The 25,575-nt window shown below is 73.8% G+C and carries 26 protein-coding genes, 1 tRNA gene and 2 pseudogenes; 18 read left to right on the plus strand and 11 right to left on the minus strand.

From position 1 onward, the window contains the following. Positions 1 to 67 precede the first annotated feature (67 nt). The 6 genes from AB0D28_RS15600 to AB0D28_RS15625 all read left to right on the plus strand — a co-directional run bounded on the left by AB0D28_RS15600 (position 68) and on the right by AB0D28_RS15625 (position 6,910). A complete protein-coding gene (locus tag AB0D28_RS15600) occupies positions 68 to 1,357 on the plus strand; it encodes a pitrilysin family protein (protein ID WP_357386220.1) in 1,290 nt (429 codons plus the stop codon). Beyond that, positions 1,357 to 2,700: a pitrilysin family protein gene (locus tag AB0D28_RS15605; protein WP_357386222.1), complete on the plus strand. Its 1,344-nt coding sequence runs from the start codon at positions 1,357 to 1,359 to the stop codon at positions 2,698 to 2,700. The genes AB0D28_RS15600 and AB0D28_RS15605 overlap by 1 nt, the downstream gene beginning before the upstream one ends. Before the next feature lie 96 nt (positions 2,701 to 2,796). Continuing rightward, the gene (locus AB0D28_RS15610) at positions 2,797 to 3,819 is read left to right on the plus strand and encodes an aspartate-semialdehyde dehydrogenase (protein WP_357386224.1); all 1,023 of its coding nucleotides are present in this window, start codon (positions 2,797 to 2,799) and stop codon (positions 3,817 to 3,819) included. An 81-nt stretch (positions 3,820 to 3,900) separates the two neighbouring features. After that, entirely contained in the window at positions 3,901 to 4,317 is a 417-nt protein-coding gene (locus AB0D28_RS15615; RefSeq protein ID WP_357386226.1) for a CBS domain-containing protein, read from the plus strand. A gap of 161 nt (positions 4,318 to 4,478) precedes the next feature. Next, positions 4,479 to 4,850 carry an SCP2 sterol-binding domain-containing protein gene (locus AB0D28_RS15620; protein WP_357386228.1) on the plus strand — a complete coding sequence of 124 codons (372 nt, stop codon included), beginning with the start codon at positions 4,479 to 4,481 and terminating at the stop codon, positions 4,848 to 4,850. Next, a complete protein-coding gene (locus AB0D28_RS15625; protein WP_357386230.1) occupies positions 4,850 to 6,910 on the plus strand; it encodes a glycogen debranching N-terminal domain-containing protein in 2,061 nt (686 codons plus the stop codon). Before AB0D28_RS15620 ends, AB0D28_RS15625 begins: the two co-directional genes overlap by 1 nt. 47 nt (positions 6,911 to 6,957) lie before the next feature. Here the strand turns inward: AB0D28_RS15625 and AB0D28_RS15630 are convergent, their stop codons facing one another. Further along, complete coding sequence (locus AB0D28_RS15630; RefSeq protein WP_357386232.1) at positions 6,958 to 7,347, minus strand: VOC family protein; 390 nt, start codon at positions 7,345 to 7,347, stop codon at positions 6,958 to 6,960. Positions 7,348 to 7,424: 77 nt separating this feature from the next. On the opposite strand from AB0D28_RS15630, the gene AB0D28_RS15635 reads away from it, so the two are divergent. Continuing rightward, positions 7,425 to 8,177 (plus strand): lysophospholipid acyltransferase family protein, encoded by a 753-nt coding sequence (locus AB0D28_RS15635; protein WP_357386234.1) that lies wholly within the window; start codon positions 7,425 to 7,427, stop codon positions 8,175 to 8,177. A gap of 40 nt (positions 8,178 to 8,217) precedes the next feature. Here AB0D28_RS15635 and AB0D28_RS15640 read toward each other — a convergent pair whose 3' ends face one another. The 4 genes from AB0D28_RS15640 to AB0D28_RS15655 all read right to left on the minus strand — a co-directional run bounded on the left by AB0D28_RS15640 (position 8,218) and on the right by AB0D28_RS15655 (position 12,083). Further along, the gene (locus AB0D28_RS15640) at positions 8,218 to 8,961 is read right to left on the minus strand and encodes a hypothetical protein (protein WP_357386236.1); all 744 of its coding nucleotides are present in this window, start codon (positions 8,959 to 8,961) and stop codon (positions 8,218 to 8,220) included. A gap of 74 nt (positions 8,962 to 9,035) precedes the next feature. Continuing rightward, positions 9,036 to 9,752 carry a response regulator transcription factor gene (locus AB0D28_RS15645; RefSeq protein ID WP_357386238.1) on the minus strand — a complete coding sequence of 239 codons (717 nt, stop codon included), beginning with the start codon at positions 9,750 to 9,752 and terminating at the stop codon, positions 9,036 to 9,038. Further along, positions 9,722 to 10,867, minus strand: coding sequence for a hypothetical protein (locus tag AB0D28_RS15650; RefSeq protein WP_357386374.1), 1,146 nt, complete (start codon positions 10,865 to 10,867; stop codon positions 9,722 to 9,724). The genes AB0D28_RS15645 and AB0D28_RS15650 overlap by 31 nt, the downstream gene beginning before the upstream one ends. A gap of 40 nt (positions 10,868 to 10,907) precedes the next feature. Beyond that, the gene (locus tag AB0D28_RS15655) at positions 10,908 to 12,083 is read right to left on the minus strand and encodes an ATP-binding protein (RefSeq protein WP_357386240.1); all 1,176 of its coding nucleotides are present in this window, start codon (positions 12,081 to 12,083) and stop codon (positions 10,908 to 10,910) included. Positions 12,084 to 12,340: 257 nt separating this feature from the next. Between AB0D28_RS15655 and AB0D28_RS15660 the strand changes: the two genes are divergently transcribed. From AB0D28_RS15660 to AB0D28_RS15670, 3 genes are all read left to right on the plus strand, one after another. Then, positions 12,341 to 12,781 carry a hypothetical protein gene (locus AB0D28_RS15660; RefSeq protein WP_357386242.1) on the plus strand — a complete coding sequence of 147 codons (441 nt, stop codon included), beginning with the start codon at positions 12,341 to 12,343 and terminating at the stop codon, positions 12,779 to 12,781. Beyond that, positions 12,778 to 13,179 carry a pyridoxamine 5'-phosphate oxidase family protein gene (locus AB0D28_RS15665; protein WP_357386244.1) on the plus strand — a complete coding sequence of 134 codons (402 nt, stop codon included), beginning with the start codon at positions 12,778 to 12,780 and terminating at the stop codon, positions 13,177 to 13,179. The genes AB0D28_RS15660 and AB0D28_RS15665 overlap by 4 nt, the downstream gene beginning before the upstream one ends. A 108-nt stretch (positions 13,180 to 13,287) precedes the next feature. Then, complete coding sequence (locus tag AB0D28_RS15670; protein WP_357386246.1) at positions 13,288 to 14,139, plus strand: aminopeptidase; 852 nt, start codon at positions 13,288 to 13,290, stop codon at positions 14,137 to 14,139. Between the two features lie 28 nt (positions 14,140 to 14,167). Here the strand turns inward: AB0D28_RS15670 and AB0D28_RS15675 are convergent, their stop codons facing one another. Then, positions 14,168 to 14,527 (minus strand): MerR family transcriptional regulator, encoded by a 360-nt coding sequence (locus AB0D28_RS15675; protein ID WP_357386248.1) that lies wholly within the window; start codon positions 14,525 to 14,527, stop codon positions 14,168 to 14,170. A gap of 74 nt (positions 14,528 to 14,601) precedes the next feature. Here AB0D28_RS15675 and AB0D28_RS15680 point away from each other — a divergent pair, with 74 nt between their 5' ends. After that, a complete protein-coding gene (locus tag AB0D28_RS15680; RefSeq protein WP_357386250.1) occupies positions 14,602 to 15,330 on the plus strand; it encodes an SDR family oxidoreductase in 729 nt (242 codons plus the stop codon). A gap of 31 nt (positions 15,331 to 15,361) precedes the next feature. Here AB0D28_RS15680 and AB0D28_RS15685 read toward each other — a convergent pair whose 3' ends face one another. After that, on the minus strand, positions 15,362 to 15,859 hold the full coding sequence (locus AB0D28_RS15685) for a hypothetical protein (RefSeq protein ID WP_357386252.1): 498 nt from the start codon (positions 15,857 to 15,859) through the stop codon (positions 15,362 to 15,364). A gap of 172 nt (positions 15,860 to 16,031) precedes the next feature. Here AB0D28_RS15685 and AB0D28_RS15690 point away from each other — a divergent pair, with 172 nt between their 5' ends. After that, complete coding sequence (locus tag AB0D28_RS15690; RefSeq protein ID WP_357386253.1) at positions 16,032 to 16,454, plus strand: Imm10 family immunity protein; 423 nt, start codon at positions 16,032 to 16,034, stop codon at positions 16,452 to 16,454. Between the two features lie 86 nt (positions 16,455 to 16,540). Here the strand turns inward: AB0D28_RS15690 and AB0D28_RS15695 are convergent. Further along, positions 16,541 to 16,613: transfer RNA gene (locus AB0D28_RS15695), tRNA-Arg, on the minus strand. A 171-nt stretch (positions 16,614 to 16,784) separates the two neighbouring features. Between AB0D28_RS15695 and AB0D28_RS15700 the strand changes: the two genes are divergently transcribed. Beyond that, positions 16,785 to 17,519 carry a hypothetical protein gene (locus tag AB0D28_RS15700; protein ID WP_357386255.1) on the plus strand — a complete coding sequence of 245 codons (735 nt, stop codon included), beginning with the start codon at positions 16,785 to 16,787 and terminating at the stop codon, positions 17,517 to 17,519. A 64-nt stretch (positions 17,520 to 17,583) separates the two neighbouring features. On the opposite strand, the gene AB0D28_RS15705 is transcribed toward AB0D28_RS15700, so the two are convergent. Then, the gene (locus AB0D28_RS15705; RefSeq protein ID WP_357386257.1) at positions 17,584 to 18,600 is read right to left on the minus strand and encodes an alpha/beta hydrolase; all 1,017 of its coding nucleotides are present in this window, start codon (positions 18,598 to 18,600) and stop codon (positions 17,584 to 17,586) included. 157 nt (positions 18,601 to 18,757) lie between these two features. Then, positions 18,758 to 19,168, minus strand: a complete 411-nt coding sequence (locus AB0D28_RS15710) for an HPF/RaiA family ribosome-associated protein (protein ID WP_357386259.1) — start codon at positions 19,166 to 19,168, stop codon at positions 18,758 to 18,760. Between the two features lie 285 nt (positions 19,169 to 19,453). Between AB0D28_RS15710 and ssb the strand changes: the two genes are divergently transcribed. The 3 genes and pseudogenes from ssb to AB0D28_RS15725 all read left to right on the plus strand — a co-directional run. After that, positions 19,454 to 20,308 (plus strand): single-stranded DNA-binding protein, encoded by an 855-nt coding sequence (ssb, locus tag AB0D28_RS15715; RefSeq protein ID WP_357386261.1) that lies wholly within the window; start codon positions 19,454 to 19,456, stop codon positions 20,306 to 20,308. A 105-nt stretch (positions 20,309 to 20,413) separates the two neighbouring features. Then, entirely contained in the window at positions 20,414 to 21,421 is a 1,008-nt protein-coding gene (locus AB0D28_RS15720; protein WP_357386376.1) for a cobalamin biosynthesis protein, read from the plus strand. After that, a pseudogene (locus tag AB0D28_RS15725) lies at positions 21,418 to 23,089 on the plus strand (cobyric acid synthase); the annotation flags it as partial. The gene AB0D28_RS15720 and the pseudogene AB0D28_RS15725, both read left to right, overlap by 4 nt. On the opposite strand, the gene AB0D28_RS15730 reads toward AB0D28_RS15725, so the two are convergent. Next, entirely contained in the window at positions 22,988 to 23,389 is a 402-nt protein-coding gene (locus tag AB0D28_RS15730) for a rhodanese-like domain-containing protein (protein WP_357386378.1), read from the minus strand. The pseudogene AB0D28_RS15725 and the gene AB0D28_RS15730 overlap by 102 nt on opposite strands. On the opposite strand from AB0D28_RS15730, the pseudogene AB0D28_RS15735 reads away from it, so the two are divergent. Both AB0D28_RS15735 and AB0D28_RS15740 read left to right on the plus strand, forming a co-directional pair. Next, positions 23,324 to 24,198, plus strand: a pseudogene (locus AB0D28_RS15735) (hypothetical protein); the annotation flags it as partial. The gene AB0D28_RS15730 and the pseudogene AB0D28_RS15735 sit on opposite strands and share 66 nt — an antisense overlap. Further along, the gene (locus AB0D28_RS15740) at positions 24,176 to 25,540 is read left to right on the plus strand and encodes a dipeptidase (protein ID WP_357386263.1); all 1,365 of its coding nucleotides are present in this window, start codon (positions 24,176 to 24,178) and stop codon (positions 25,538 to 25,540) included. The pseudogene AB0D28_RS15735 and the gene AB0D28_RS15740, both read left to right, overlap by 23 nt. The last annotated feature ends 35 nt before the right edge of the window (positions 25,541 to 25,575 follow it).

The raw sequence follows: 25,575 nt of genomic DNA on the forward strand, positions 1-25,575 counted from the left end.
GCGCGCACCGACGATGCTCCGGCGTGCGTGTCACCTTTCCGCCTCCGAGATCGGATAGCGTCGTCTCATGCCCGACAGCGGTTTCCCCTGGCCGATCGAGACGACCCGACTGGACAACGGCCTGCGTGTGGTGGTGAGCGAGGACCGCACCGCCCCGGCCGTGGCGGTCAACCTCTGGTACGACGTGGGCTCACGCCATGAGCCGGCGGGACAGACCGGCTTCGCCCACCTCTTCGAGCACCTCATGTTCGAGGGCTCGGTCAACGTGGCGAAGACCGAGCACATGAAGCTGATCCAGGGCGCGGGCGGCTCGCTCAACGCGACCACCAACCCGGACCGGACCAACTACTTCGAGACGGTCCCGGCCGAGCACCTGGAGCTGGCGCTCTGGCTGGAGGCCGACCGGATGGGCGGGCTGGTGCCGGCGCTGACCCAGGAGACGCTGGACAACCAGCGCGACGTGGTCAAGAACGAGCGCCGGCAGCGCTACGAGAACGTGCCGTACGGCGACGCCTGGCTGCGCCTGCTGCCGCTGCTCTACCCGCCCGGCCACCCGTACCACCACGCCACGATCGGGTCGATGGCCGACCTGAACGCCGCCGACCTGGCCACCTTCCAGGAGTTCCACAGCACCTACTACGCGCCGAACAACGCGGTCCTCACGGTGGCCGGCGACACCACGGCGGCGGAGGTGTTCGCGCTCGCCGACAAGTACTTCGGCGGCCTGGCCGCGCGCGCCGACATCCCGGCCGCGCCGGACGGCCGTACCGTGCCGGCCACCGGCCGTCCCGCCGTGGAGACGGTCACCGCCGACGTGCCCGCCCCCCGCGTCTACCTCGCGCACCGCACCCACCCGTTCGGCACACCGGGGTACGACGTGACGACGGTGCTGACCACAGTGCTCGGCAGCGGCCGGGGCAGCCGCCTCTACCAGCGGCTGGCCGACGGTGAACGGATCGCCCAGCCGGACCTGGTCGGCGCGTACGGGGTGGATCTGGCGCACGCGCCCGCCCCGCTGATCGCCACCGCCACGGCCCGCCCCGGGGTGAGCTCGCAGCGGCTGCGCGACGGGCTGGCCGAGGTGGTCGACGAGCTGGCCACGGTGCCGGTGACCGCCGCCGAGCTGGACCGGGCCAAGGCGCTGCTGAGCACCATGTGGTGGCGGCAGATGGCCACTGTGGACGGGCGGGCGGACACGCTCGGCCGCTACGCCACCCAGTTCGGCGACCCGGCCCGCGCCGCCGACCGGCTGCCGGCCTGGCTCGCGGTGACCGCGGAGCAGATCGCCGAGCAGGCCGCCGAGCTGCTCGGCGCCGACGACCGGGTGATCCTGACCTACCTGCCCGAGGAGAAGTGATGTCGCTGATCACCACCCGTCCCGGCCCCGGCGCCGCCCGCGCCTACCGGTTCCCGCAGGTGGTCCGGCGGACGGTGGCCGGCGGCCAGGTGGTCGCCGCGCACCTGCCCGGGCAGAACCTCGCCGTCGCGCTGCTGCTGCTCGACGGCGGCGCGGGCCGGGAGCCGGTCGGCAAGGAGGGCCTCGGCGCGGTGCTGGCCAAGGCGCTGGAGGAGGGCACCGCGCAGCGGGACGCCACCGCGTACGCGCTGGCCATCGAGGCGCTCGGCACCGAGCTGGCGACCGGGCTCGACTGGGACTCGTTCCAGGTGAGCGTGCAGGTGCCGGTGGACCGGCTGAGCGCCGCCGTGGAGCTGCTGGCCGAGGCGGTCCGTACGCCCCGGCTCGACCCGGCCGACGTGCGGCGCGTACGCGACGACGAGGCGACCGCGCTGCGGATGGACTGGGCCAACCCCGGCCCGCGCGCCGACGCGGTGCTGCGCGCCGAGCTGTTCGGCGCGCAGCACCGGTGGGGCCGCCCGCTCTACGGCGACCCGGACAGCGTGGCCGCGCTGGAGGTGGACGACGTGACCGTCTTCCACTCGGAGTGGTTCATCCGCCCCGGCACGCTCGTCGTCGCCGGTGACCTGGAGCGGATCGACCTGGACGCGCTCGCCGCGACGGCGTTCGCCGGCACCGGCGGGGGACCTGTGGAACGCGGCGCCCCGATCGAGGTGCCGACGGCCGGGCAGCGGCGGATCATCCTGGTCGACCGGCCCGGCTCGGTGCAGTCCACGCTGCGCCTCGGCCACCCGTCCCCGCACCGGGCCCACCCGGACCACGTGCCGATGACGCTCGCCGGCACCGTGCTCGGCGGCGCGTTCACCTCCCGGCTCAACCACCTGATCCGTGAGGTACGCGGCTACACGTACGGGATCCGGGGCGACTTCGCCTCGTCCCGGCGGTTCGGCCGGTTCGCGGTCAGCTCCGGCGTGCAGACCGGGGTGACCGCGCCGGCGCTTGTCGAGTCGGTGGGCGAGATCTCGCGTACCCAGCTCACCGGCGTCACCGAGGACGAACTGGAGGTGGCGCGCTCCTGGCGGGCCGGGCAGCTCTCGGTCGAGCTGCAGAGCCCGCGGGCGATCGCCTCGGCCCTGAGCACGCTCGTCGTGCACGACCTGCCGGACGACTACCACGCGCGGCTGCGGGAGCAACTGCTCGCCGCGACAGTCGAGGAGGTCTCCGCCGCTGCGGCGACGTACCTGCACCCCGAGTCGCTGACCATGGTGGTCGAGGGGGACGCGGCGGTCATCCGGGACGAGCTGGTCGCCAGCGGTCTCGGCGAGGTGGTCGACCACACCTGACCGGACGGGGCGCGGGCCTGTGATTCCCGTCGCCCCCCATCCGCGCGGTGGGAAACGTTTCCCACCCGCGCCGCCCGGCTGGGTAGCCTCGCGGGCATGAGGATCGGCATTGTGGGAGCCACCGGCCAGGTCGGTGGCGTCATGCGGCAGGTGCTGGCGGAGCGCGAGTTCCCGGCGGAGCAGGTGCGCCTGTTCGCCTCGGCCCGGTCGGCCGGGCGCACGCTGCCCTGGCGCGACGGCGAGGTCACGGTCGAGGACGCGGCCACCGCGGACTACCGCGGGCTGGACATCGTGCTCTTCTCGGCGGGCAAGGGCACCGCGAAGGAGCTGGCTCCCCGGGTCGCCGAGGCCGGCGCCGTGGTGATCGACAACTCCTCGGCGTTCCGGATGGACCCGCGGGTGCCGCTGGTGGTGGCCGAGGTCAACCCGCACGCGATCGCGGACCGCCCGAAGGGCATCGTGGCCAACCCGAACTGCACCACGATGGCCGCCATGCCGGTGCTGCGCCCGCTGCACGACGAGGCCGGACTGGTCAGCCTCGTCATCGCCACGTACCAGGCGGTCTCCGGCGCCGGCCTGGCCGGCGTGGCGGAACTGGACGAGCAGGTCCGCAAGGTGGCCGAGGGCGCCACCGGGCTCGCCTTCGACGGCGGGGCGGTCGAGTTCCCGGCGGCGCGCTCGTTCGCCCGCCCGATCGCCTTCAACGTGCTCCCGCTCGCCGGCTCGATCGTCGACGACGGCTCCGACGAGACCGACGAGGAGCAGAAGCTGCGCAACGAGAGCCGCAAGATCCTGGAGATCCCCGGGCTGAAGGTCTCCGGCACGTGCGTGCGGGTGCCGGTCTTCACCGGCCACTCGTTGCAGATCAACGCCCGGTTCGCCCGGCCGATCGACCCGGCCCGTGCCCGTGAGCTGCTCGACGGCGCACCCGGCGTGGCGCTGCGCGACGTGCCGACGCCGCTGGAGGCGGCCGGCCAGGACCCGACGTTCGTCGGGCGGATCCGGGCCGACGAGACCGTCGAGCACGGGCTCTCGCTGTTCTGCGCCAACGACAACCTGCGCAAGGGCGCGGCGCTCAACGCCGTGCAGCTCGCCGAGCTGGTCGCCGCCGAACGCTGACGCCGCCGTCGTGGGCTCCTCCGCGTTACCCCGGCTCGGCCGGCGGGTAGACCGCCGTGCCGACACCGAGAGGGGAGCACCATGACAACGGTCGGAGAGTTCATGACGACCCGGTTGGTGACGATGGACGGCAACGACACGCTCATCGCCGCGGCGCAGGAGATGCGGGACAGCGCCATCGGCGACGTGGTGGTGACCGACGGTGACAACGTGGTCGGCATCGTGACGGACCGGGACATCACGGTACGCGGCGTGGCGGAGGACATGGATCCCACCGCCACCCGGCTCAACCAGATCACCAGCCGGGACGTGGTGACCGTGAGCCAGAACGACGACGTCGTGGCCGCCGCCGACCTGATGCGCACGTACGCGGTCCGCCGGCTCCCGGTGGTCGACGACGGCCGTCTGGTCGGCCTGATCTCCATGGGTGACCTGGCGGTGGAACGGGAACCCCAGTCGGTGCTCGCGGACATCAGCGCCGACGACCCCAACAACTGACCTGTCCGCCGCGATGACGCCGGTCCCCGGTTCGGGGGCCGGCGTCGCGTTGTCCGCGCCGTGCGCCGGGCTCACCCGGTTCGGGCGAGGTTGACCCCGGGCCGGGTGGGGATACGGAGCCTCGGACAGGTGGACCGCGGATCGCGGGAGGAGTCACCCGGATGGTGGACATGACCACGAGATTCTTCGAGGACCTGGATCGGCGCGGGTTCGAGCCGCTGCTGGCCAAGACATCCGGGACGCTCCGCTGCGACCTGCACGAGGGCCCGCACACCACGCACTGGCTGCTGGAGATCGACCACGGGAACCTGCGGGTCCGGCAGGAGGACGGCGAGGCCGACACTGTCGTCGGCACCGATCCGCGCCTGTTCGCCGAGATGGTCGGCGGCGAGGAGAACCCCATCGCGGCGCTGCTGCGCGGCGACATGACAGTCGTCGGGGACCTGCGGCTCGTGTTGCAGGTCGAGCGGGTCTTCCCCGGCCCGCCGGCCTCCCGGGGACCGCACCACACGTTCGCCGGGAGGGCCGCCTGATGCCCGGCGGGAACACCGTCCGGATCCTGGACGGCAACACGTTCGTGGTGAGCCAGGACACCGGCGACATCGAGGCCACACCGAGCGAGCCGACCGGCCTGTTCTCGCTCGACACGCGGTACCTGTCGAAGTGGGTGCTCACCGTCAACGGCGAGCGGCTCAACGCGTTGTCCTACGACGACCTGCAGTACTACGAGGCCCGGTTCTTCCTGGTGCCCGGCGTGGCCACGCACTACATCGACGCGAAGCTGTCGGTCATCCGGGAGCGGGCGGTCGGCGGCAGCTTCCGCGAGACGCTGACCATCCTCAACCACGACGAGAAAGCGGTCGACCTGGAGATCCGGATGGACGCCGGGGCCGACTTCGCCGACCTGTTCCAGGTCAAGGACGAGATCCTCAACAAGAAGGGCGAACACTACGCCGAGGCCGATCCGGACCGGCTGCGCCTGGGCTACCGGCGCGGCAACTTCCGGCGCGAGACGTTCGTCTCGGCCAACCGGCCGGCCCGCTACGACCAGCGCGGCTTCGCCTGGAGCATCCGGTTGGAGCCCAACGAACAGTGGGACGCCGTCATCGACGTGCAGACGTTCGCGATCGGCCCCGGCGGCCGGGACCTGCGGATGGGACTGCGCGCGCACGGCACCGAGCGGCTCGCGCTCCAGCACGACCTGGAGGAGTGGATCAGCCGGGCCCCGAAGCTGAACAGCGAGCACGAGGAACTCGCCGCCACGTACCGGCGGAGCCTTGTCGACCTCGCCGCGTTGCGCTTCTCGCCGCTGTCGCTCGGCGGGCAGACGCTGCCCGCCGCCGGCCTGCCCTGGTTCATGACCATGTTCGGCCGGGACAGCATCCTCACCTGCCTCCAGGTGCTGCCGTTCGCGCCGGAGATGTCGAAGACCACGCTGCGCATCCTCGGCGCGCTCCAGGGCACCCGGTTCGACGACTTCCGGGACGAGGACCCGGGCCGGATCCTGCACGAGATGCGGTACGGCGAGACCGCCGCGTTCGAGGAGCAGCCGCACTCGCCGTACTACGGCTCGGTGGACGCGACGCCGCTGTTCGTGGTGCTGCTCGACGAGTACGAGCGGTGGAGCGGCGACGGCGCCCTGGTCAAGGAGCTGGAACGGGAGTGCCGGGCCGCGCTGAAGTGGATCGACGACTACGCCGACCTGCTCGGCAACGGCTACATCTGGTACGAGCGGCGCAACACCGACACCGGCCTGGAGAACCAGTGCTGGAAGGACTCGTGGGACTCCATCTCGTACGCCGACGGCACGCTGCCGCCGTTCCCCCGCGCCACCTGTGAGGTGCAGGGGTACGCGTACGACGCGAAGACCCGGGCCGCCCGGCTGGCCCGGCTGTTCTGGGACGACCCCGCGTACGCCGATCAACTGGAACGCGAGGCGGCGGAGCTGAAGCGGCGCTTCAACGACGACTGGTGGGTCGCCGACCGGGGCTTCTACGCGCTCGCGCTGGACCCGGACGGCCGCCAGTGCGACGTGCTCAGCTCCAACATCGGCCACCTGCTGTGGAGCGGGATCGTGGACGAGGAGCGGGCGCCGAGGATCGCGGAGCATCTGCTCGGCCCCCGGCTCTGGTCCGGCTGGGGGGTGCGGACGCTGGCCGAGGGCGAGGTCCGCTACAACCCGATCGGCTACCACAACGGCACGATCTGGCCGTTCGACAACTCGTTCACCGCGTGGGGCCTGCGCCGGTACGGCTTCGCCGAGGAGGCCGCCACCGTGGCGAACGGCATCCTCGACGCGGCCACCTACTTCGACGGCCGGCTGCCGGAGGCGTTCGGCGGCTACCAGCGCGAGCTGACGAAGTTCCCGGTGGAGTACCCGACCGCGTGCAGCCCGCAGGCCTGGTCCACCGGTGCGCCGCTGCTGCTGTTGCGGACCATGCTGGGGCTGGAGCCGCACGAGGGGCACCTGGTGGTGGACCCGCGGCTGCCGGTGGGCATGGGGCGGATCGAGGTGCTTGACATCCCGGGCCGCTGGGGCCGGGTGGACGCGTTCGCCAGGGGCCGGCTCGACCTTGACGAACCGGCCGGCTGAGCCGGCTCAGCCGCCGGGCGGCGGCTCGGTAACCGGCCGGCGGTGGCTCAGTGGCCCGGCGGCGGCGCGGTGTGCGCCTCGTTCGGCGGCAGCAGGCAGAACTCGTTGCCCTCCGGGTCGGCCAGCACGGTCCAGCGCGGCAGCTCGCGCACGACTGTCGCGCCCGCCTCCAGCACCGCGGCCCGCTCCTCGGCGTCGCCGACCAGGTCGAGGTGGATCCGGCCGGGCGCCGGCAGCACGTCGGCCGGGCTGATCCACAGGTCCGGACGCCGGCCGTGCGGATCACGCAGCAGCACCGCCTCGGTCGGCGCGAGCGTGCCCTCGGTGAGCTTCACCCGATCCTCCTCGACCAGCGGCAGCCCGGTGACCGCACTCCAGAACGGGGCGAGCAGGTAGGGGTCGCGGCAGTGGATGACGATCGCGGCGAGGTCGGGCATGCCTCGAACCTAGTCGCCGGCGACGGCGGTCAGATCGGCCCTACGGTCGCGTAACCTACTCGGGGTAAAGTTTCGGCATGTCGGAACTCGTGTACCCCCCTGTGATCACCGCCGCCAAGACGATGTTCCGGCTGCTCGACCTGCGTCTGGACGTGTCCGGCAGCGAGCACGTGCCGGCCACCGGCGGCGCCGTCCTCGCGTCCAACCACGTGAGCTACCTCGACTTCATCTTCTGCGGCTACGGCGCCCACCCGGCGAAGCGGCTGGTCCGGTTCATGGCCAAGGACAGCGTCTTCCGGCACAGCGTCTCCGGTCCGCTGATGCGCGGCATGAAGCACATCCCGGTCAACCGCGCGGCCGGCGCCAGCTCGTACTCCACGGCTGTCGCCGCGCTGCGCCGGGGCGAGGTGGTGGGCGTCTTCCCGGAGGCGACGATCAGCCGCTCCTTCACCGTCAAGGACCTGAAGAACGGCGCGGCCCGGATGTCGCAGGAGGCCGGCGTGCCGCTGCTGCCGGTGGCGCTCTGGGGCACGCAGCGGCTGTGGACCAAGGGCCGCCCGCGTACGCTGACCCGCCGGCACACGCCGATCACCATCATCGTCGGCGAGCCGATGGACCCGGCCGCCTACCCGGACGCCACAGTCATGACCGCCGACCTGCGTACCCGTCTGTCGGCGCTCGTGGACCGGGCCCAGCGGGAGTACCCGGACAAGCCGTCCGGCCCGGACGACGCCTGGTGGCAGCCGGCCCACCTGGGCGGCGGCGCGCCGACCCCGGAGGAGGCGGTCGAGCTGGACCGGTCCGAGCGCCGCACCCGCAGCGCCTCCTGACCGCGCCCGCGCCCGGCGACCCGCCCGCGACGGGGGAGCGTCAGCAGGCGGAGCCGGGCCGGTCGTGCGCCGGGAAGCCGGACCACGACCACCGCGACGTCTCGGCCTCCGGCGAACGGTAGTAGTCGTCGCGGGACAGGAACTCCACCGGCAGCGAGCCCGGCAGCGTCACGGTGCCGAGCGTCGGGCCGGGGGAGGCGGCCACCCGGACGGCGAGCGCGTCCCGTTCCGGCCGGGACAGGTCGACCAGGTCGGCGTTCGCCAGCCGGAAACCGGCCACCGCGCGGCGCACCTGCCGGGCCAGCGCGGCCACCGTCCCGACCGGGCCGGTCAGCGCAAGCGCGGGCTGCCTGATGGTACGCAGCGCGTCGCAGACGACGCGCAGCTCACCGCTGCCGTCGCCGATCTCGGCCAGGTCCAGCCGGGACGGCCACTGCCAGCGGATCTGCGCGCTGACCAGGCGGGACAGCCGGCCCGGGCGCCGGTGCCGGGCGTCCGTCCGGCCGTCCCGCCCGGAGACCAGTGACAGCTCGGAGCCGGTGCAGACGTACGCGATCCGGCGGTCGGTCACGGTGACCGTCGCCGGGGTGGGCAGCGACCAGCAGCGGACGTCCTCGCTCGGGCCGAGCAGATGACCGGCGACGCGCAGGCGATGCTGGCCGAGCAGGCGTTCGCCCGGCTCGGGCACCAGCTCGTAGCGCCGGTCGAGCACGGGACGGGTGGGGTCGTCGTCGGCGTCGAACCGGTGTGGCCCGACGAAGAAGGGTGTGGCGTCCTCCGGCACGGTACGACCTCCCGATGACGGTTGGCGGTATCGGAGAGCCTGCCGGATTCCCGAGGTGACTGTCATGACGCCTGTTAGGGGGTCGGCCGGTCGGCCGACGCCTGCGACCGGTAGATGCCGATATCTTCCGGTCGGACGAGTCCGTCCTCGATCGCCCGGGCGAGCAGCGCCGACTTCGTGGCGGCCGGACGACCCGCTCGGGTGTACTTGATCCGCGCCCGGTCGACGTACTGCTTCACGGTGTGCTCACTGATCTGCATCCGGCGGGCCACCGACGCCTTCGACATCGACTGGAACCACAGCAGCAGCGCCTCCCGCTCCTTGTCCGACAGGGACGGACGGTCCGGCCGGGCGTCACCGACCATCGCGCCGGCCAGCGCCGGCGGCACGTACGGCCGGTCGCTCGCCGCCGCCAGCACAGTGGCCACACAGTGCTCCCGCCCCTCGTGCTTGGCCAGGAACGCGACCGCACCGGCATCGAGCGCGGCGAGCATGGTCTGCGGGTCGCTGTGCTCGGAGTAGACCACCACCCGGCGCCCGGCCGCGCTCAGCTCGGCCAGCTTGTCCAGCACCATCCGGCCGTGCAGGCGCAGGTCGAGCAGCACCACCTCGGCGTCCGGCGCGGCGCGCAGCACCTCGTCCGGGTCGTCGCCGGTGGCGAGCACCCGCAGCCGTGGTTCGCCGGACAGCCAGGCGCGCACCCCGTCGATCACCACCGGGTGGTCGTCCACGATCGCCACCCCGATCGGGGTGCCGGCGTTCACGTCCGCCGCCAGCGGGTCTGCGTCCATCTGATCTCCCCGTCGCGTTCGTGCAGGTGCTCCACCGGCCCGTAACCGCCGGCCGCCGGCTCGTCAGGGCCGTCGTGATCCGGTGTCACCAGGCTGACCACCACCTCGTCCGGGCCCGCGACCACAGTCAGCCGGGCCCAGCCCTCAGCCGCGGCGAGCGCCGCCGTGAGCGGGTCGGCCAGCCCGCGCCGGATCTCCACCGGCAGCTCCGGTGGCGTGCCGACCGACACCAGGTCGATCGGTAGTCCGTTGCGCTCGGCCAGGTCGGCCGCCGCGCGCAGTTCGTGCAGCAACGCGTCCGGCACGTCGTCCGACTCCGCGATCAGCCGGCGCAGCCGGGCCGCGGCCAGCACCGCGCGCCGCCGTACCGCCGGGTCGGCCGGGTCGGCCGCACCGGCCGCCAGCTCGGCCAGCACCTCCTCGGCGGTGCCGCTGACCAGGGCCAGGCGCGCCTGCCGTTCGGTGCGGGCATGCTCGGCCGCCTCCTGCTCCGCCGCCACGGCGAGCGTCGCCGCGGCGGTGGCCGCCCGCTCCCGGGCCTGCGCGGTGATCGCCGCCGCGCCGACGAAGACCGCCACCGGCAGGGTGGAGGTGCCGTAGACGTACATCGCGGTGCGGCTCAGGTCGGCCGGGGCGGTCGCCCCGTAGAACACCACAGCCGCCAGCGCGATCGCGCCGTGCGCGGTGAGCATGACCAGCAGCCAGCGCGCCGGCCGCTGCCAGATCGCCAGCAGGAAGAACCAGGCCAGGCCGCCCCACACCCAGTTGGCGGTGCTGAACAGGAACCGCTCGCCGGCCCCCGTGACCACCGCCGCGTCGACCACCAGCAGCACCGCGGCCAGCGGCCCGGCCGGCGGCAGTCCGCCGCGCAGCAGCCGTACCCCCGCGCCGACGCCGACCAGCGCGGTCACCAGCCAGCCCGCCGCCACCACGGCCGGGGCCGCCATGCCCTGCCCGGCCCGCGACACGGCCGGCAACGCGACCCCCAGATGCCAGGCCGCCGCGATGACGATCACCGCGATCCGCGCGCCCTGGTCGGACGCGTGGGCCACCGCGTGCGCCTCGGGCGGGGCCGTCGGCGCTCCGGATCGCGCCGCCGCACGAGGCCGGGGCAGCGGCCGCAGCGCGGGGCCGGCCGTCGCCGCCGTGCCCGACTCAGTCGCCACCGGACCACTCCAGCCGGATACGGGTGCCGGCGCCAGGGGCGGAAGTCACCACCGCCCGACCGCCCACAGTGCTCATCCGCCCGTGGATCGACTCGCGCAGCCCGTACCTGTGGGCCGGGACCGTCGCCGGGTCGAAGCCGGGACCGTCGTCGGCCACCTCGACCACGACGGTGTCACCCTCGCGGGCCAGGCGCAGCGCCGCCGCCGCGCCCGGCGCGTGCCGCGCCACGTTCGCCAGCGCGGCGGCGGCGCTGTCGGCGAGCGCCGTGACGACCTCCGCCGGCAGCCGGCACGGTTCCAACGTCGCGGTCACCGCCGGGCCGGGCGCACCGGCGAGCAACTCGCGCAGCCGTTCGTCCAGGTCGGCCTCGGCGGGTGCGCTCGCGGTCCGCGCCCCCGCCAGGGCGGTGAGGGTACGCAGGTCGTGCACGCACCGGTCGCGCAACGTCGCCGAGTCGGGCACCGCGCCGAGGCCGACCATGGTGAGCGTGCCCAGGACCGTGTCGTGCAGGTCGCGGTTGTGCCGCCGTTCGGCCTCGCGGGCGGCGCGCGCCACCACCGCCTCGCGGGACAGCCGCTGGTAGTCGGCGAACGCGGCGTCGGCGCGGGCGATCCGGCGGCGCATCACCGCTGTCATCACCGCCGTGCTGCCGGTCTGCACCAGCAGTGTCGCGACGTGCGCCCGCGCCTCGGCCGGGTTGCCGGCCAGCGTGGTGCCGGTGCCGTACGCGGCGGCGACCAGCAGGCCGGCCGGCACGGACCAGCGGGCCGGCGCGGTGGCCTGCGCGTTGATGATCGTCGAGCTGGCCAGCACCGCGATCCAGCTCGCCTCGCCCGGCAGCACCTCCGGCGCGACGAGCCACGGCACGGCGAGCGCGGCGGCGGTGGTCAGCGCCACGTCACCGGCGACCAGCGGGCCGTCGATGCCGTGCCGGAACGCCCGCCACGCGTACCAGACCGACCAGGCGGTGAGCACGACGACCGCGGGGATCAACAGCGCGACCCGCACCGGCGGCGTACGCACCGACAGCGCGACCACCGCGCCGACCAGGCCGCAGGTGAGCCGCAGCAGCGCCGGCAGGGTGGTGAAGATCAGGCTGAACGCGTCACCCGCCGGGCGGGCCAGCGGGGGCCGTGGCAGCGGCATGGCGGCAGCGACCGGCATCGGGGGGATGTCCTTCCGGCAGCGACCCGGCCGGGTCCGCGCGGGCTTAGATCGACGCCGGAGAATAACACGGTTTGTCGCAACTGGTCACCCTTGGTGGTTGACGAGTTTCGCTCCGCCGTAAAGTAGCCGCCCTCCGGCCCGGCGTTCAGCGGCGCGGATCCCGGGTGCGCTGTGCCGACATCGGTCGATGGCCGGCGAGAAGGGGAGGCCGGGTATCCGGTTAACGCTTGTCCGGGCCTCCTATCCTGCCGATCATGGCGTATCAGCAGCCCCCGGTCCCGCCCAAGAAGTCCAAGCGAACCCTGTTCATCGTCCTGGGCGTGGTGCTCGCGCTCTGCTGCTCCGGCGGCGTGTTCGGCGGATTCCTCCTGTTCCGCGTGGTGAAGGACGCCACCGGGCCGGCCCGATCCGCTGCGGAGACGTTCGCCGAGGCGATCGTCGACCGCGACTATCCGGCCGCGTACCGGCAGCTCTGCACCCGGGTACGCGAGCGGGTCAGCGAGGAGGAGTTCGCCCAGCAGCGGGCCTCGCAGCCGGAGTTCACCGGCTACGCCATCACCGGCATCAACGTGTCGAACAACAACGGTCTGGTGAGCGGGTCGACGACCATCCGCTTCACGCCGGAGGTCGGCAACAAGGTGACCCAGGAGTTCCCCATGGTCAAGGAGGACGGGGAGTGGCGGATCTGCGAGTGAGCCGGGCTGAGCTCGCGGCGGACGTCGCGGACCGGCTCGCCCGCGAGCGCAACGTCTGGCTCTGCACGCTGCGCCCGGACGGCTCCCCGCACGTCACTCCGGTGTGGTTCGTCCACACCGACGGCGTCTGGTGGGTCGCCTGCGAGGGACGCAGCGTCAAGGCGCGCAACGTGACCGCCGACCCCCGCGTCTCGCTCGCCCTGGAGGACGGCGTCCACCCGGTCGTCGCCGAGGGCGAGGCCCGCGTGCACCATGCCGCCTTCCCGCCCGCGATCGTCGCGGCGTTCGCCGAGAAGTACGCGGGATGGGACATCCGGCAGCCGGTCACCACGGACGGGGACCGGGTGCTGCTGGAGGTGCCCGTCCGGCGGTGGCTGCTCGCCGGAACGGCACGCTAGTCCCGCTCGTCGACCGCCACCGCTCGGCGGCGTACGCGATCATGCCCAAGACCACCGACGAAAACGGCGGGTCCTCGCGGCCCGGATTCCTGTGCCACTCTCTCCGCCATGCGCTTGTCGTCGGGCCTGCGAGTCGCCGCGGTCGTCGCCGGTCTGCTGTCGGTCGGAGCCGCGCTGCTCGCCATGCGGGAGGCTTCGCTTCTGTGGGCGGTGGTCACGCTGGCGGCGCTGTGCGGCCACGCCCTCACGGCCTCCGGCACCCGCCGGGCGCGGTGGGGCGCCGCCGCCGGTGCCGGGCTGTTCGCCCTGGTGGCGGCCGCGAACATGCACCGGCACCGGGAGCAGGCGGCGGACGCGGGCGAGCCGCTACGGGGCCAGGCGGCGGCGCGGGCGTACCTGCTGGAGAGCTGGCAGGACGGCCTCGACCGGCAGCGGCTGACCGCGTGGGGCCTGGCTCTCGGCGTACTCCTGCTGGGTGTCGCCGTGTCGGCGGCTCCGGCGCGCGGCGGGCGGCGCGGTGTGGTGACGACGGTCCTGGCGGTGGTCGTGGTCGTCTGGTGCGTGGTGAGCGTGGCGCTGACACCCGGCGAACCGCCGCTGCCCGACCTGTTCGTGGCGGTGTGGCCGGCGTTGCTCGCCGTGCTCGTGACCGCCGGGGTGCTGGCGTCGTCCGGACGGCGGAGCGACCGGCGCGGGCTCCTCCCGGCGGGAATGGCCCTGCTGTCGGTGGTCGCGGTGTGGACCTGCGCGGATCTCGCCTCCACATGGGCGAGCTGGTGGACGTTCGTCGAGCCCGCGAAGGGCGCCTTCCTGCAACCCGGCGTCATGGTGAGCGTGGACGCTCCGGCGGCAGGCGCCCTTGAGGTGTCCTCGGCGGTGGAGATGGCTGTCGCGCTCGGCGGCGTGGGGCTGGCGGTCGTCGGCGCGCTGCGCGCCCGCCGGGAGGCCGAGGACCGCTGAGCACCCTGCCGGGTCCGGCGGGCCGCGCCTACGGGTGCGTGTCGGTGATCGCGATGACCTCGTCGAGGCGGTCCAGCGCGGCCCGGAGGTCGTCGACCTTGGCCTGGATACGCTCGCGCTCGGCGCGCAGCATGGCCCGCTGCCCGGGATCGGTGTGCCCGGAGTCCCAGCACGGCAGGAGTTCGGCGATCCTGCGGCTGGTCAGGCCGGCCGCGTACATCTGCTGGATGAAGCGCACCAGCGTGACCGTGTCCGGCCGGTAGAGGCGCTGGCCGGACGCGCTGCGCCGGGGGAGGAGAAGGCCCTGCTGCTCGTAGTAGCGCACGGCACGCACCGAGACACCGGCGTCGCGCGCCACCTCCCCGATGCGGATCAGCGGCTCGGTCACGGTGACCCCTCTCACCCCGGTGTCGGCGATCAACACTTGCCTCTGACGTCAACGTCAGGTTTTAGCGTACCGGCATGGACATCAACGAATCGGTAGCCCTCGTCACCGGAGCCAACCGCGGCCTGGGCCGCGCCTTCGCCCAGCGCCTGCTCGAACGCGGTGCCCGCAAGGTCTACGCGACCGCCCGCCGCCCCGAGACCGTCGACCTGCCCGGCGTCGAGGTGCTTCCGCTGGACATCACCAGTGCCGCGTCGGTGCGAGCCGTCGCCGCTGCCGCGCCGGATGTCACGCTGCTCGTCAACAACGCCGGGATCCAGACCGGAACCGACCTGGTGACCGGCTCGCTGGACGGGGTACGGCACGAGGTGGAGACCAACGTGCTCGGGCATCTGACGATGATCAGGGCGTTCGCACCGGCGCTCGCCCGGCACGGCGGCGGTGCGATCGTGAACGTGCTCTCCGCCATGTCGTGGTTCGGGACCAGGGGCGCCGGCGCCTACCACCTGACCAAGGCCGCCGCGTGGGCCATGACGAACGGCGTACGCCTGGAACTCGCCGACCAGGGCACGCTCGTGACGGCGGTGCACCTCGGCCTGGCCGACACCGACATGTCGGCGGGCTGGCCCGTCGACAAGATCGCGCCGTCCGAGCTGGCCGACGCGGCGCTCGACGGTGTCGAGGCGGGTTCCGCCGAGGTGCTGGCCGACCAGTGGAGTCGCGACGTCAAGTCCCGGCTGACGCTGAAGCCGGAGGAGTTCAACGCCGCGATGGACCGGGCCTTGGCGGCGCTGACGGCTGCCTGAGCGGGCTTCGGCCATCCAGTCGCGCTGACGATCACGGCTCGGCGACGTTCGACCGCCGGGCCCTGATCGTCACCCACGCCATGGTCACGAGGAGCACCACGGACACCACAGCCGCCCCGGCCACCAGCGGGTTGACGAACCCCGGCACCAACTCCGGCCCACACGTGGTGTCATGCAGTGGCCAGATGGACGACGACCCACCCGCTCGCTCCGGGTCGTACGGCATGTCGCCACGCATCGCGATCCGGCACCTGTCGTCGGGGTCGGTCGGCAAGCCGGACGCCATTCGGCTCAGCCCGTAACCGTATGTGGCAAGTGCCGTCAGCACCGGCCCGGCGATCAGCAACCAGCGGACACGTCTCTGTCGTCTGGCCGGGTCGGGTGTGCTCATTCGTCTTCGCGCGTTCACCAGGACGAGCAGACCCCACAGGGGCAGCGTCGCAGCGCCGACCGCGAGCAACGGCCACGCCAGCGTTAGCAGCACCAGGACGACGTAGGCCGACATCAACGCGAACCGGGTGAACTCCATGGCGGCCACAACCTACTAGCTGTCGCTCGCGATCTGGTGCCTGTGCCCGTACCGATGGCTGTACCGCACCTGTCTTGACCGAAGGCGGGACGCCACCATTCGTACGGAGGTTGCACGGCTCCTGACCGATGAGCAAGATCAGCGGCAGGACAGCCGACCGAAGGATGACGCGATGGGCACCTCACACGGATTCGCACCGTCGACCCTGCGCGACGTGGGTGAGGAAGACGATGGCGTCTACGTCATCGCGGTGGGCGACACCGGTGAACCAGAGTCCTGGCAACTGGCCCTGATGGAGTGCGACGAGGATGCCCTGGAAGACCCGCAGGAAATCGCCTTGGGCTTTGACACGTACTGCCTGGTGGTCGATCCGGGGCAGGCTACCCACTACGGCGGAGTCGTCGAATGTGAGGTGACCGGGACGCGGCTGAGGCTCAAGCTCACGAGCGAGGCGGCCCAGGCACTCGCGTTGCCGACCGATGCCACCTTCGGCCTGCACCTGACCGCTGATCAGGTTTCGATGCTCAAGCGTGGCCTGACCCGGGTTCTCACATCCGGCCGCAGCGACGCTCGACCCACGCTGCTGCTCAACTAGCTAGCTGCCCACCACCCGCGAACCGGAACCGTTCGGCGACTCCGTCTCAACCGGTGGCGTCAGCCGCCGACCTGCGGTGGTGGGGGTGCGCCCGGCAGGATTCGAACCTGCGGCCTTGGGATTAGAAGTCCCCTGCTCTATCCGCTGAGCTACGGGCGCGCGCCGACGATCGTCGCGCCAAGAGGGTACCGCCGCTCCCCACGTGTCCGGGGGTACGGGTCGGCGCGTCCGTTTCCGTCCCTCAGCGTCCCATGCCGGGGCCCGGACCGGCACCACAGTTCCGGCGGGTCCGGCGCGGGCCGGGCGGGCCGCGATCCGTACCCTCGTCGGATGCTGCTCGACCAGGAAACCGAGAACGAGATCGTCTTCGAGCTGTGCCAGCTCCTCGGGCGGGCCATTCTGCCCCTCACCGGCTCGGACGCGCCGGGAGCGCCGGCGGGCGTCGCCGGCACCGCCTTCTTCTACAGCGAGCTGGTCGGCGCCACCGACGACGGCGAGATCGCGCACGAGTGGCTGCTCACCGCCGACGCGCTGACCGGCCGGGCGTACGGCGAGATCGGGTTGCGGCCTAGCGTCACCGACCCGGCCGAGGGGGCGGACGAGCCGATCGACCTGCCCGGTTTCGCCGACCACTGGCTGCACCTGCCCGAACTGGGGATCGCCGCGATGCCGACCGGCGGCCTGCACGGCTACGCCGACGATCGGGGCTGGTGCTGGCGTACCCAGCAGGTCACCGAGGCGGTGGCCGCGCCGCCCGGCTCGGTCGCGCGGATCGGCGCGGCGCCCGCGTCGGCGTTCGTGCTGGCGCTCGGTGTCGGCGACGGCGGGTCGCGGCCGTTGGAGGCGGTGGTCGAGCGGGTCGCCCGGGACGGCGGCGAGGTGCGGGTCACGACGGAGCTGCCCGCAGGTTATGTGGGCGCGCCGGTGTTCGCGGTCGAGGCCGGGCCGGACGGCGGGCCCGTGCTGCGCTGCCTGGGCGTGGTGCTGCCGCCGCGCGCGGGCGGGCACCCGGTCGCGACGTTCGACCGGATCCGCGCCGCGCTCGCGGCGGTCGTCGCCGACTGAAGTGGCCGTCCGGCGGCGGGACGGCCGACCGAACCCGACGTCCCGGCGGTGGGACGGACCGGCCTCAGCCCTCGGCGTTCGCGTCGGCCGGCCTGCGCGGGGCGGGCGGCGTCGTCGGCTCCGGCTCGGTCGGCCCGGCGCGGAGGAAGCCCTCCGCCCACCGTCCGACCTCCGCGAAGACCTTCTCGCGTACGCCGGGACTGGACAGCGTGAGGTCGTGCAGCCCGCCGTCGAAACGGGCGAGCGTGACGTGCCGCCCGAGGCGGGGCGCCCAGCGCACCATGTGCTCGACGTCGAGCACCGCGTCGGCACCGGTGGCGCTGTCGTGCCACTTGGCGCCCCGGAAACTGCGCGTGGAACAGGCGAGCAGCACCGGCACCGGGATGTCCAGCCCGGCCCGCAGGCGGCGCTGACCGGCACGGATCGCGTTGATCCAGCCGGCCCGCACCGGGAATCCGGCGAGCGGCTTCCAGGCCAGGTCGTACCGCCACTCGCCCCGGTGGTCGGCGTGCAGGCTCTCGCCGTACACCGTGCCCAGGCCGAACGGCAGCACACGCCGCGGCGCCCGGCGGCCCAGGCGGGAGACGGCGGCCGCGAGGGGGCGGCGGACCATCCAGGGCGCGTTGATGTCGAAGAAGGGGCTGTTGAGCACGATCCCGTCGACCAGGCCCGCGTCGCGGCGGTCGTGCGCCCAGAGCGAGATGATCAGACCGCCGGTCGAGTGGCCCATGGCGAGCAGGGTGTCGTGGCCCTCCTCGGCGCGGATGATCTCCGCGGCGGCGTCCAGCTCGGGGAAGTAGTCGCTCAGGTCGCGGCAGAAGTTCGGGGTCTGGTGCGGGAGCAGGCTGCGGCCGTACTTGCGCAGGTCGAGCGCGTAGAAGTCCCAGCCGCGCTCGGCGAAGAAGTCGGCCACGTGGGTCTGGAAGAAGTAGTCGACGAAGCCGTGCACGTAGAGCACGGCGCGGCCGGTCGGGCGGTCGGTCCGCCGCCGCACGAGGGTCGCGACCACCGGCCCCTCGTCGTCGGTGCCCAGCTCGATCGTCCGCCGCTCGTAGGGGGCGCCCAGCACGTCCGGTTCCACGACCGCGACGGTACGCCGCCGCGCTACCCGGCGGTAGGGGTGGTGAAAGGAGGGGGCCCTTGTTAACGCCTCCGGTAGAGGAAGGGCCCCCTGTTAACAACGCCTCGGCGCAGGACGGCCCGCCCGCCGGCACCGGGCGGGCGGGCCGTGCCGGAATTCATGCGGTCTCGGCGTCCTCGCGCTCGGCGTCCAGCAACGGGGTTCCCTCGGGCTGGTCGACGGCGCGCAGGTGCTTGTTGTGGCGCGGCTCCTGCCGGGTCTTCGCGTCGTTGAGCTTGCGGCGCAGGTCGTCCCGGACGTCGTTGAGCGCGGCGTGCAGATCCTCCTCGGTCGAGGTGGTGACGATCTTCTGCCGCCCGGCGATCCAGCACTCCAGGGTCACCTTCTGGCCCCGGGCCTCGCGATCCTTGACGGACACCTCCAGCTCGGTGGCGTCGGCGTGGAAGCCGGCGAGCCGGGCGTCCAGGGTCCCGAACTGCTCGGCGATCCAGTTGCGGTCGCCCTGGGAGAACCCGGCGCCGACCCGCAGGCACTCGGCCACGGTCGCGGGGTTCGCCACGGCGCTCATCGCGCTGCCTCGCGGACGTCTCGGAGAAGCATCGGAGCTCCCTTTCTCTCGGTTGATCACAGACATACCCAACCGGCCTGATTCCGGAACGCCTGCCTGCCGGCTCCTCTCGATCATGCATCGCCGCAGGTCAGGCCCGTAGGGCCGGTCGGCCTAGCAGATCGGGACCTTGATCAGGTGGTTGTCCACAGGGCCGCCCGTCATCCACAGGTCCGGGCCGGCGGATGGTCCGGGCGGGGCATCCGGCCGACGCTCACCGGGACAAGCCGATCCCTGGGAGGGGCGATGTTCGATACGTACGTGACGATCGTCGGCAACGTGCTCACCGCGCCGGAGTGGCGCCGTACCACGCAGAGCGGAACGCTGGTGGCCAACTTCAAGGTCGCCTCGACCGCCCGCCGGCTCGACCGCGACAGCGGCCGCTGGGTCGACGGCAACAGCCTTCGGGTACGCGTCAACTGCTGGCGCCGCCTCGCCGAGGGAGTGGCCGCCTCGGTGGCGGTGGGTGATCCGGTGATCGTCGCCGGCCGCCTCTACACCCGGGACTGGACCGACGAGTCCGGCACCCACCGCACGCTCTACGAGCTGGAGGCGGTCGCGGTCGGGCACGACCTGTCCCGCGGCCGGGCCCGCTTCCTGCGCAACCAGCCCCGCGCCGCCACCAGCACGGTCGAGGACGCCGAGGCCGAGCAGCGGGTGCACGGCGAGGCGACCGAGCCGGTGCCGGCCGCGCAGGCCCCCGCCACGTTCGACGACCGGCCCTTCGACGACGACTTCCCGCCGCCGGAGTACGGGGGCGGCCGGACCGGGCCGGCCGATGCGGTCGAGCGGGTGGGCGAGCCCGACCCGTTCGATGTCGGCCCTGGCCTGCCGGGCGCCGCCGCCCTCGGTGCCCGGCCGCGCGCGCAGGGCACCGGCTTCGACCCGGGGGCGGGCGACCCGGTCGCGGAGGAGGACGAGCTGGGCGACGTGGCGGACGACGGTCCGGTCACGGCCGAGGACGACGAGCTGGGCGCTGTCACACCGCTGGAGATCGACGCGCCGGGTGGTTCCGGACCGGATGGGGCCGAGCCGACCGGTGCCGGCGGCGGGAGCGCTCCGGGGCGTCGCGGGCGGCGGCGTACCCCGGTGCCCGCCTGACCCTCCGTCCGACGGGGGCGCGGGGTGGTGACAGCGGCGTCACCACCCCGCGGTACGACTAGGCTGGCCGGCCGGAGGTGGTGACGGGTGCGGCAGGCGACCGCCATGGCGAACGCGACCGGGCTGGTGGCGGGCTACGCGCTCGACGCCCTGCTCGGTGACCCCCGACGGTGGCATCCGGTGGCCGGCTTCGGCCGCGCGGCCGGCACGCTGGAGCGGCAGCTCTACCGCCCCGACCGGGCGGCCGGCGCCGCGTTCACCGCGCTGGCGGTCGGCGGGCCGGTCCTGCTCGGCGCCGCCGCCGCGCTGGCGACCCGGCGCCATCCGATCGCGCGGGCCGCGCTGGTGGCCGCCGGCACCTGGACGGTGCTCGGCGGGCGCACGCTGCGGCACGAGTCCCGGGTGATGGCGCGGGCGCTGGGCCGGGCCGACCTGCCCGCCGCCCGGGCGCGTCTGGGCAACCTCTGCGGGCGTGACCCGTCCACCCTCGACGAGCCCGAGCTCGCCCGCGCCACCGTCGAGTCGGTCGCCGAGAACACCTCGGACGCCGTTGTCGCCCCGCTGGTCTGGGGCGCGGTCGCGGGCCTGCCCGGCCTGCTCGGCTACCGGGCGGCGAACACGCTCGACGCGATGGTCGGGCACCGCTCGCCCCGGTACGCCCGCTTCGGCACGCCCGCGGCCCGGCTGGACGACGCGCTGAACCTGGTGCCGTCCCGGCTGACCGGGTTGCTCACGGTGGCCGTCGCGCCGGTGGCGAACGGGAACCTCGCCACCGCCTGGCACGTGTGGCGGCGGGACCGGGCCGACCACCCGAGCCCGAACGCCGGCCAGTGCGAGGCGGCCATGGCGGGCGCGCTCGGCGTACGGCTCGGCGGACGCAACGTCTACTTCGGCCGCGCCGAGACCCGCCCGTTCCTCGGTGACGGGCCACGCCCCGACGCGCGGCACCTGAAGCGGGCCGCCCGCATCTCCGGCGCGGTGGGTGCGGCCGCGCTCGGCCTGGCCGCGCTCTACCCGGTGACAGTCGGCCGGGTGGCCGGGGCCGCCGGGCGGGCCGCGCTCGGCGCCGTCACCCGAGCGGCCCGTGGCTCAGGCCGGGGGAGCGCGCGGTGAGCGGCGGGCTGCTTGTCGCCGGCACCACCTCCGACGCCGGCAAGAGCGTGCTCACCGCCGGCATCTGCCGCTGGCTGCGCCGCCGGGGTGTCCGGGTCGCCCCGTTCAAGGCGCAGAACATGTCGAACAACTCCGCGGTGGTGGTCGGCCCGGACGGCCGCGGCGGGGAACTGGGCCGGGCCCAGGCGATGCAGGCCGCAGCCTGCGGGCTCGACGCCGATCTGCGCTTCAACCCGGTGCTGCTCAAGCCGGGCAGCGACCACGCCAGCCAGGTGGTGCTGCTCGGCGAGGCGGTCGGCACGGTCACCGCCGGCAACTACCAGGAGGTACGGGCCCGGCTGGCCACCACCGCGTACGCGGCGCTGGCCGAGCTGCGGGCCGAGTACGACGTGGTGATCTGCGAGGGCGCGGGCAGCCCCGCCGAGATCAACCTGCGCGACGGCGACTACGTCAACATGGGGCTGGCGCGGCAGGCCGGGCTGCCCGCGATCGTGGTCGGCGACATCGACCGGGGCGGGGTGTTCGCCTCGATGTTCGGCACCGTCGCGTTGCTCGACGCGGCCGACCAGGCGCTGGTGGCCGGGTTCGTGGTGAACAAGTTCCGCGGCGACCGTGGTCTGCTCCAGCCGGGGCTGGACATGCTGCGCCGGGTCACCGGCCGCCCGGCGTACGGGGTGGTGCCCTGGGCACTCGACCTGTGGCTGGACGCGGAGGACTCGCTCGCGTACGGGCGCGTGCTCGGCCGCCCGCCCGCGCCCCGGGGCACCGACTGGCTCGACGTCGCCGTGGTGCGGCTACCCCGGATCAGCAACGCCACCGACGTCGAGGCCCTCGCCACGGAGCCTGGTGTGCGGGTACGCCTCACCGTCGAACCGGCCGAACTGGCCGCCGCCGACCTGGTGGTGCTCCCCGGCACCAAGTCGACTGTCGCCGACCTGGAGTGGCTGCGGGAGACCGGCCTGGCCGACGCGGTGCTGACGCACGCCGCCGCCGGACGGCCGCTGCTCGGCATCTGCGGCGGCTTCCAGATGCTGGGCCGGGCGATCCACGACCCGGTGGAGAGCCGCCGGGGCAGCGTGCCCGGCCTCGGGCTGCTGCCCGTCGAGATCACCTTCGAGCCGCGCAAGACGGTACGCCGGGCCGAGGGCACCGCCTCCGGAGACGTGCCGGTGCACGGCTACGAGATCCACCACGGCCGTGTCTCGGCCGCCGACCCGGGCCTGGCGCCGCTGCTGCGCTACGCCGACGGCACCGGCGAGGGCGCCCGCCTCGGCACCGTGTACGGCACGCACTGGCACGGCGCCTTCTCGTCGGACGCGTTCCGCCGCCGGTTCCTCACCGAGGTCGCGGAGGCGGCCGGACGGACCGGGTTCAAGGTCGCGCCGGACACGTCCTTCGCGGCGGCCCGGGAGCGGACGCTCGATCTGCTCGGCGATCTGGTCGAGGAACACCTCGACACGGACGCGCTGTGGCGGCTGATCGAGTCCGGGCCACCGCCCGGGCTGCCGTTCGTGCCACCCGGCGCGCCACCGGCGTAGAGCGTCGGAGGGCGGCCGCCGCGACGGCTCAGTAGCGCACGTCGGCCGGGCGGTCGGACATCGGCAGCCCGGCCTCCCGCCAGCCCCGCACCCCGCCGACCATGTCGGTGGCCTGCCGCAGACCCAGCGTCTGGAGGCTGGCGGCGGCCAGGCTGGAGCTGTAGCCCTCCCGGCACACCACGATGATCTCGCGGTCGTACCCGGTGGCCTCCGGGATGCGCCACGCGCTGGCCGGGTCGAGCCGCCACTCCAGCACCGTGCGGTCGATGACGATCGCGCCGGGCAGCTCACCCTCCTCGCGGCGCTGCGCCTCGGTACGCGTGTCGATAAGCAGCGCGCCGCCACGGACCGCCTCGACGGTCTCGTGCGGAGTGAGCCGGCGGAGACCGGCGCGGGCCTGTTCCAGAAGGGCGTCGACGCCCGGACACATCACGTCATGGAGCACCCCCCGATGATGCCCAGCGGCCCGCGCCGCCGCTCGGCGAAACGGTCCGCCCGGGTCGCAGGTTCCAGCGGACGGGGGAACGTTAGCGTCGGTCGGGTGAACGTGGCGGTGATCGGGGCGTACGCCGGGTTGGCCCGCCGGGTGCTTGCCGGTCCGGCGCGGTTGGGGCGTACCCGGCTGGTCGCCGTCGACGGGCCGAGCGGCGCGGGCAAGAGCGTGTTCGCGACGCGCCTCGCGGACGCCCTCGCGGAGCGGGCGGGCACCCCCCGCCCGCCGCTCGTGCACACCGACGACCTGCTCGACGGCTGGGACGACCAGCTCACGTTCTGGAACCGGCTGGAGGAGCAGGTGCTCGGCCCGGTGCGGGCGGGGCGGCCGGGCGGCTACCGCCGCTACAGCTGGGTGCGCCGCCGCTTCCTGGACCGGGTGGTGCCGGTGCCGGCCGCACCGGTGCTGATCATCGAGGGGGTGAGTGCCGCCCGTGCCGTGGTACGCCCCGAGCTGACGCTGTCGGTGCTCGTCACCGCGCCGGCCGAACTGCGGTTGCGGCGGGCGCTGGCCCGCGACGGCGCGCGGATCCTGCCGGAGCTGCGGCGCTGGCACGCGGGGGAGCGGGCGCACTTCGCCGCCGACGGCACCGCCTCGGCGGTGGACCTGGTCGTCGACGGTGCCCCGGACCTGCCGCACGACGCGGACCGCTACTACGTGCGCGTGGGTCGGCGATCGGGCTCGGGCGACGTGACGGGGTAAGGCCAGCATACGATTCCGGTCATGACCACTCCGATCCTCTCCGAGTCCGAGGTGCGGGCCGCCGTCGAGCGGGAACTCCCCGGCGTCCGCGCCGACCTCGAGCGACTCGTCCGCATCCCGGGCATCGCCTTCGAGGGCTTCGACCACTCGCACGTGGAGCGTTCCGCCGAGGCGGTGGCGGAGCTGCTGCGCGGCTGCGGCCTCGACACGCGGATCGTCCGGTCCGGCGGCCAGCCCGCGGTGATCGGCACCAAGGCGGCCCCGCCCGGCGCACCCACCGTGCTCATGTACGCGCACCACGACGTGCAGCCGGTCGGCGACCTGTCGCTGTGGGAGTCGGACCCGTTCGAGCCGGTGGAGCGCGACGGCCGCCTCTACGGCCGGGGCGCCGCCGACGACAAGGCCGGCATCATGGCGCACGTCGCCGCGCTGCGCGCGTTCGGCGAACGGCTCCCGGTCGGCGTGGTGCTGTTCATCGAGGGCGAGGAGGAGTACGGCTCGGACTCGCTGGAGCGGCTGCTCGCCGAGCACCGTGACGACCTGGCCTCGGACGTCATCGTCATCGCCGACTCCACCAACTGGGACGTCGGCGTGCCGGCGCTGACCACCTCGCTGCGCGGCATCGTCAACTGCTTCGTGGAGGTGCGCACGCTCGACCACGCGGTGCACAGCGGCATGTTCGGCGGTGCCGTGCCGGACGCGCTCACCGCGCTGGTGAAGCTGCTCGGCACGCTGCACGACGAGGCCGGCGACGTCGCGGTGGACGGGCTGGTCGGCCGCGAGGGCGCCAGCGTCGACTACCCGGAGGACCGGTTCCGCGCCGAGGCCGGCCTGGTAGAAGGCGCCAAGCTGCTCGGCACCGGCCGGATCACCGACCGGCTCTGGACCAAGCCGGCGCTGGCGATCCTCGGCGTGGACGCGCCGTCCACCGGCGAGGCGCCGAACGCGCTGGTGCCGTCCGCGAAGGCGAAGCTGAGCGTACGGCTGGCGCCGGGCGACGACCCGAAGAAGGCGTACGCGGCGTTGACCGCGCACCTGGAGCGGCACGCGCCCTGGGGCGCACAGGTGTCGGTGACGTTCGAGCACGACGGTGCGCCGTGCGTCATCGACGCCTCCGGGCCGATGTTCGACGCGGCCCGGTCGGCGTTCCGCACGGCCTGGGACGGCACCGACCCGGTCGACATCGGGGTGGGCGGGTCGATCCCGTTCATCGCCACGTTCCAGGAGATGTTCCCGCGGGCCGCGATCCTGGTGACCGGTGTGGAGGACCCGCACGCGCGGGCGCACGGGCCGAACGAGAGCCTGCACCTCGGCGAGTTCGCCCGGGTCTGCCTGGCCGAGGCGCTGCTGCTGGCCCGGGTGGCCGAGGTCGGAAACCGCGCCTGAGGTGTCGAAACCGTAACTTCGGGGCCGATGTCGGA

Origin of the sequence: Micromonospora sp. NPDC048169 (genome assembly GCF_040652815.1) — a bacterium.
Classification (GTDB): Bacteria; Actinomycetota; Actinomycetes; order Mycobacteriales; family Micromonosporaceae; genus Micromonospora.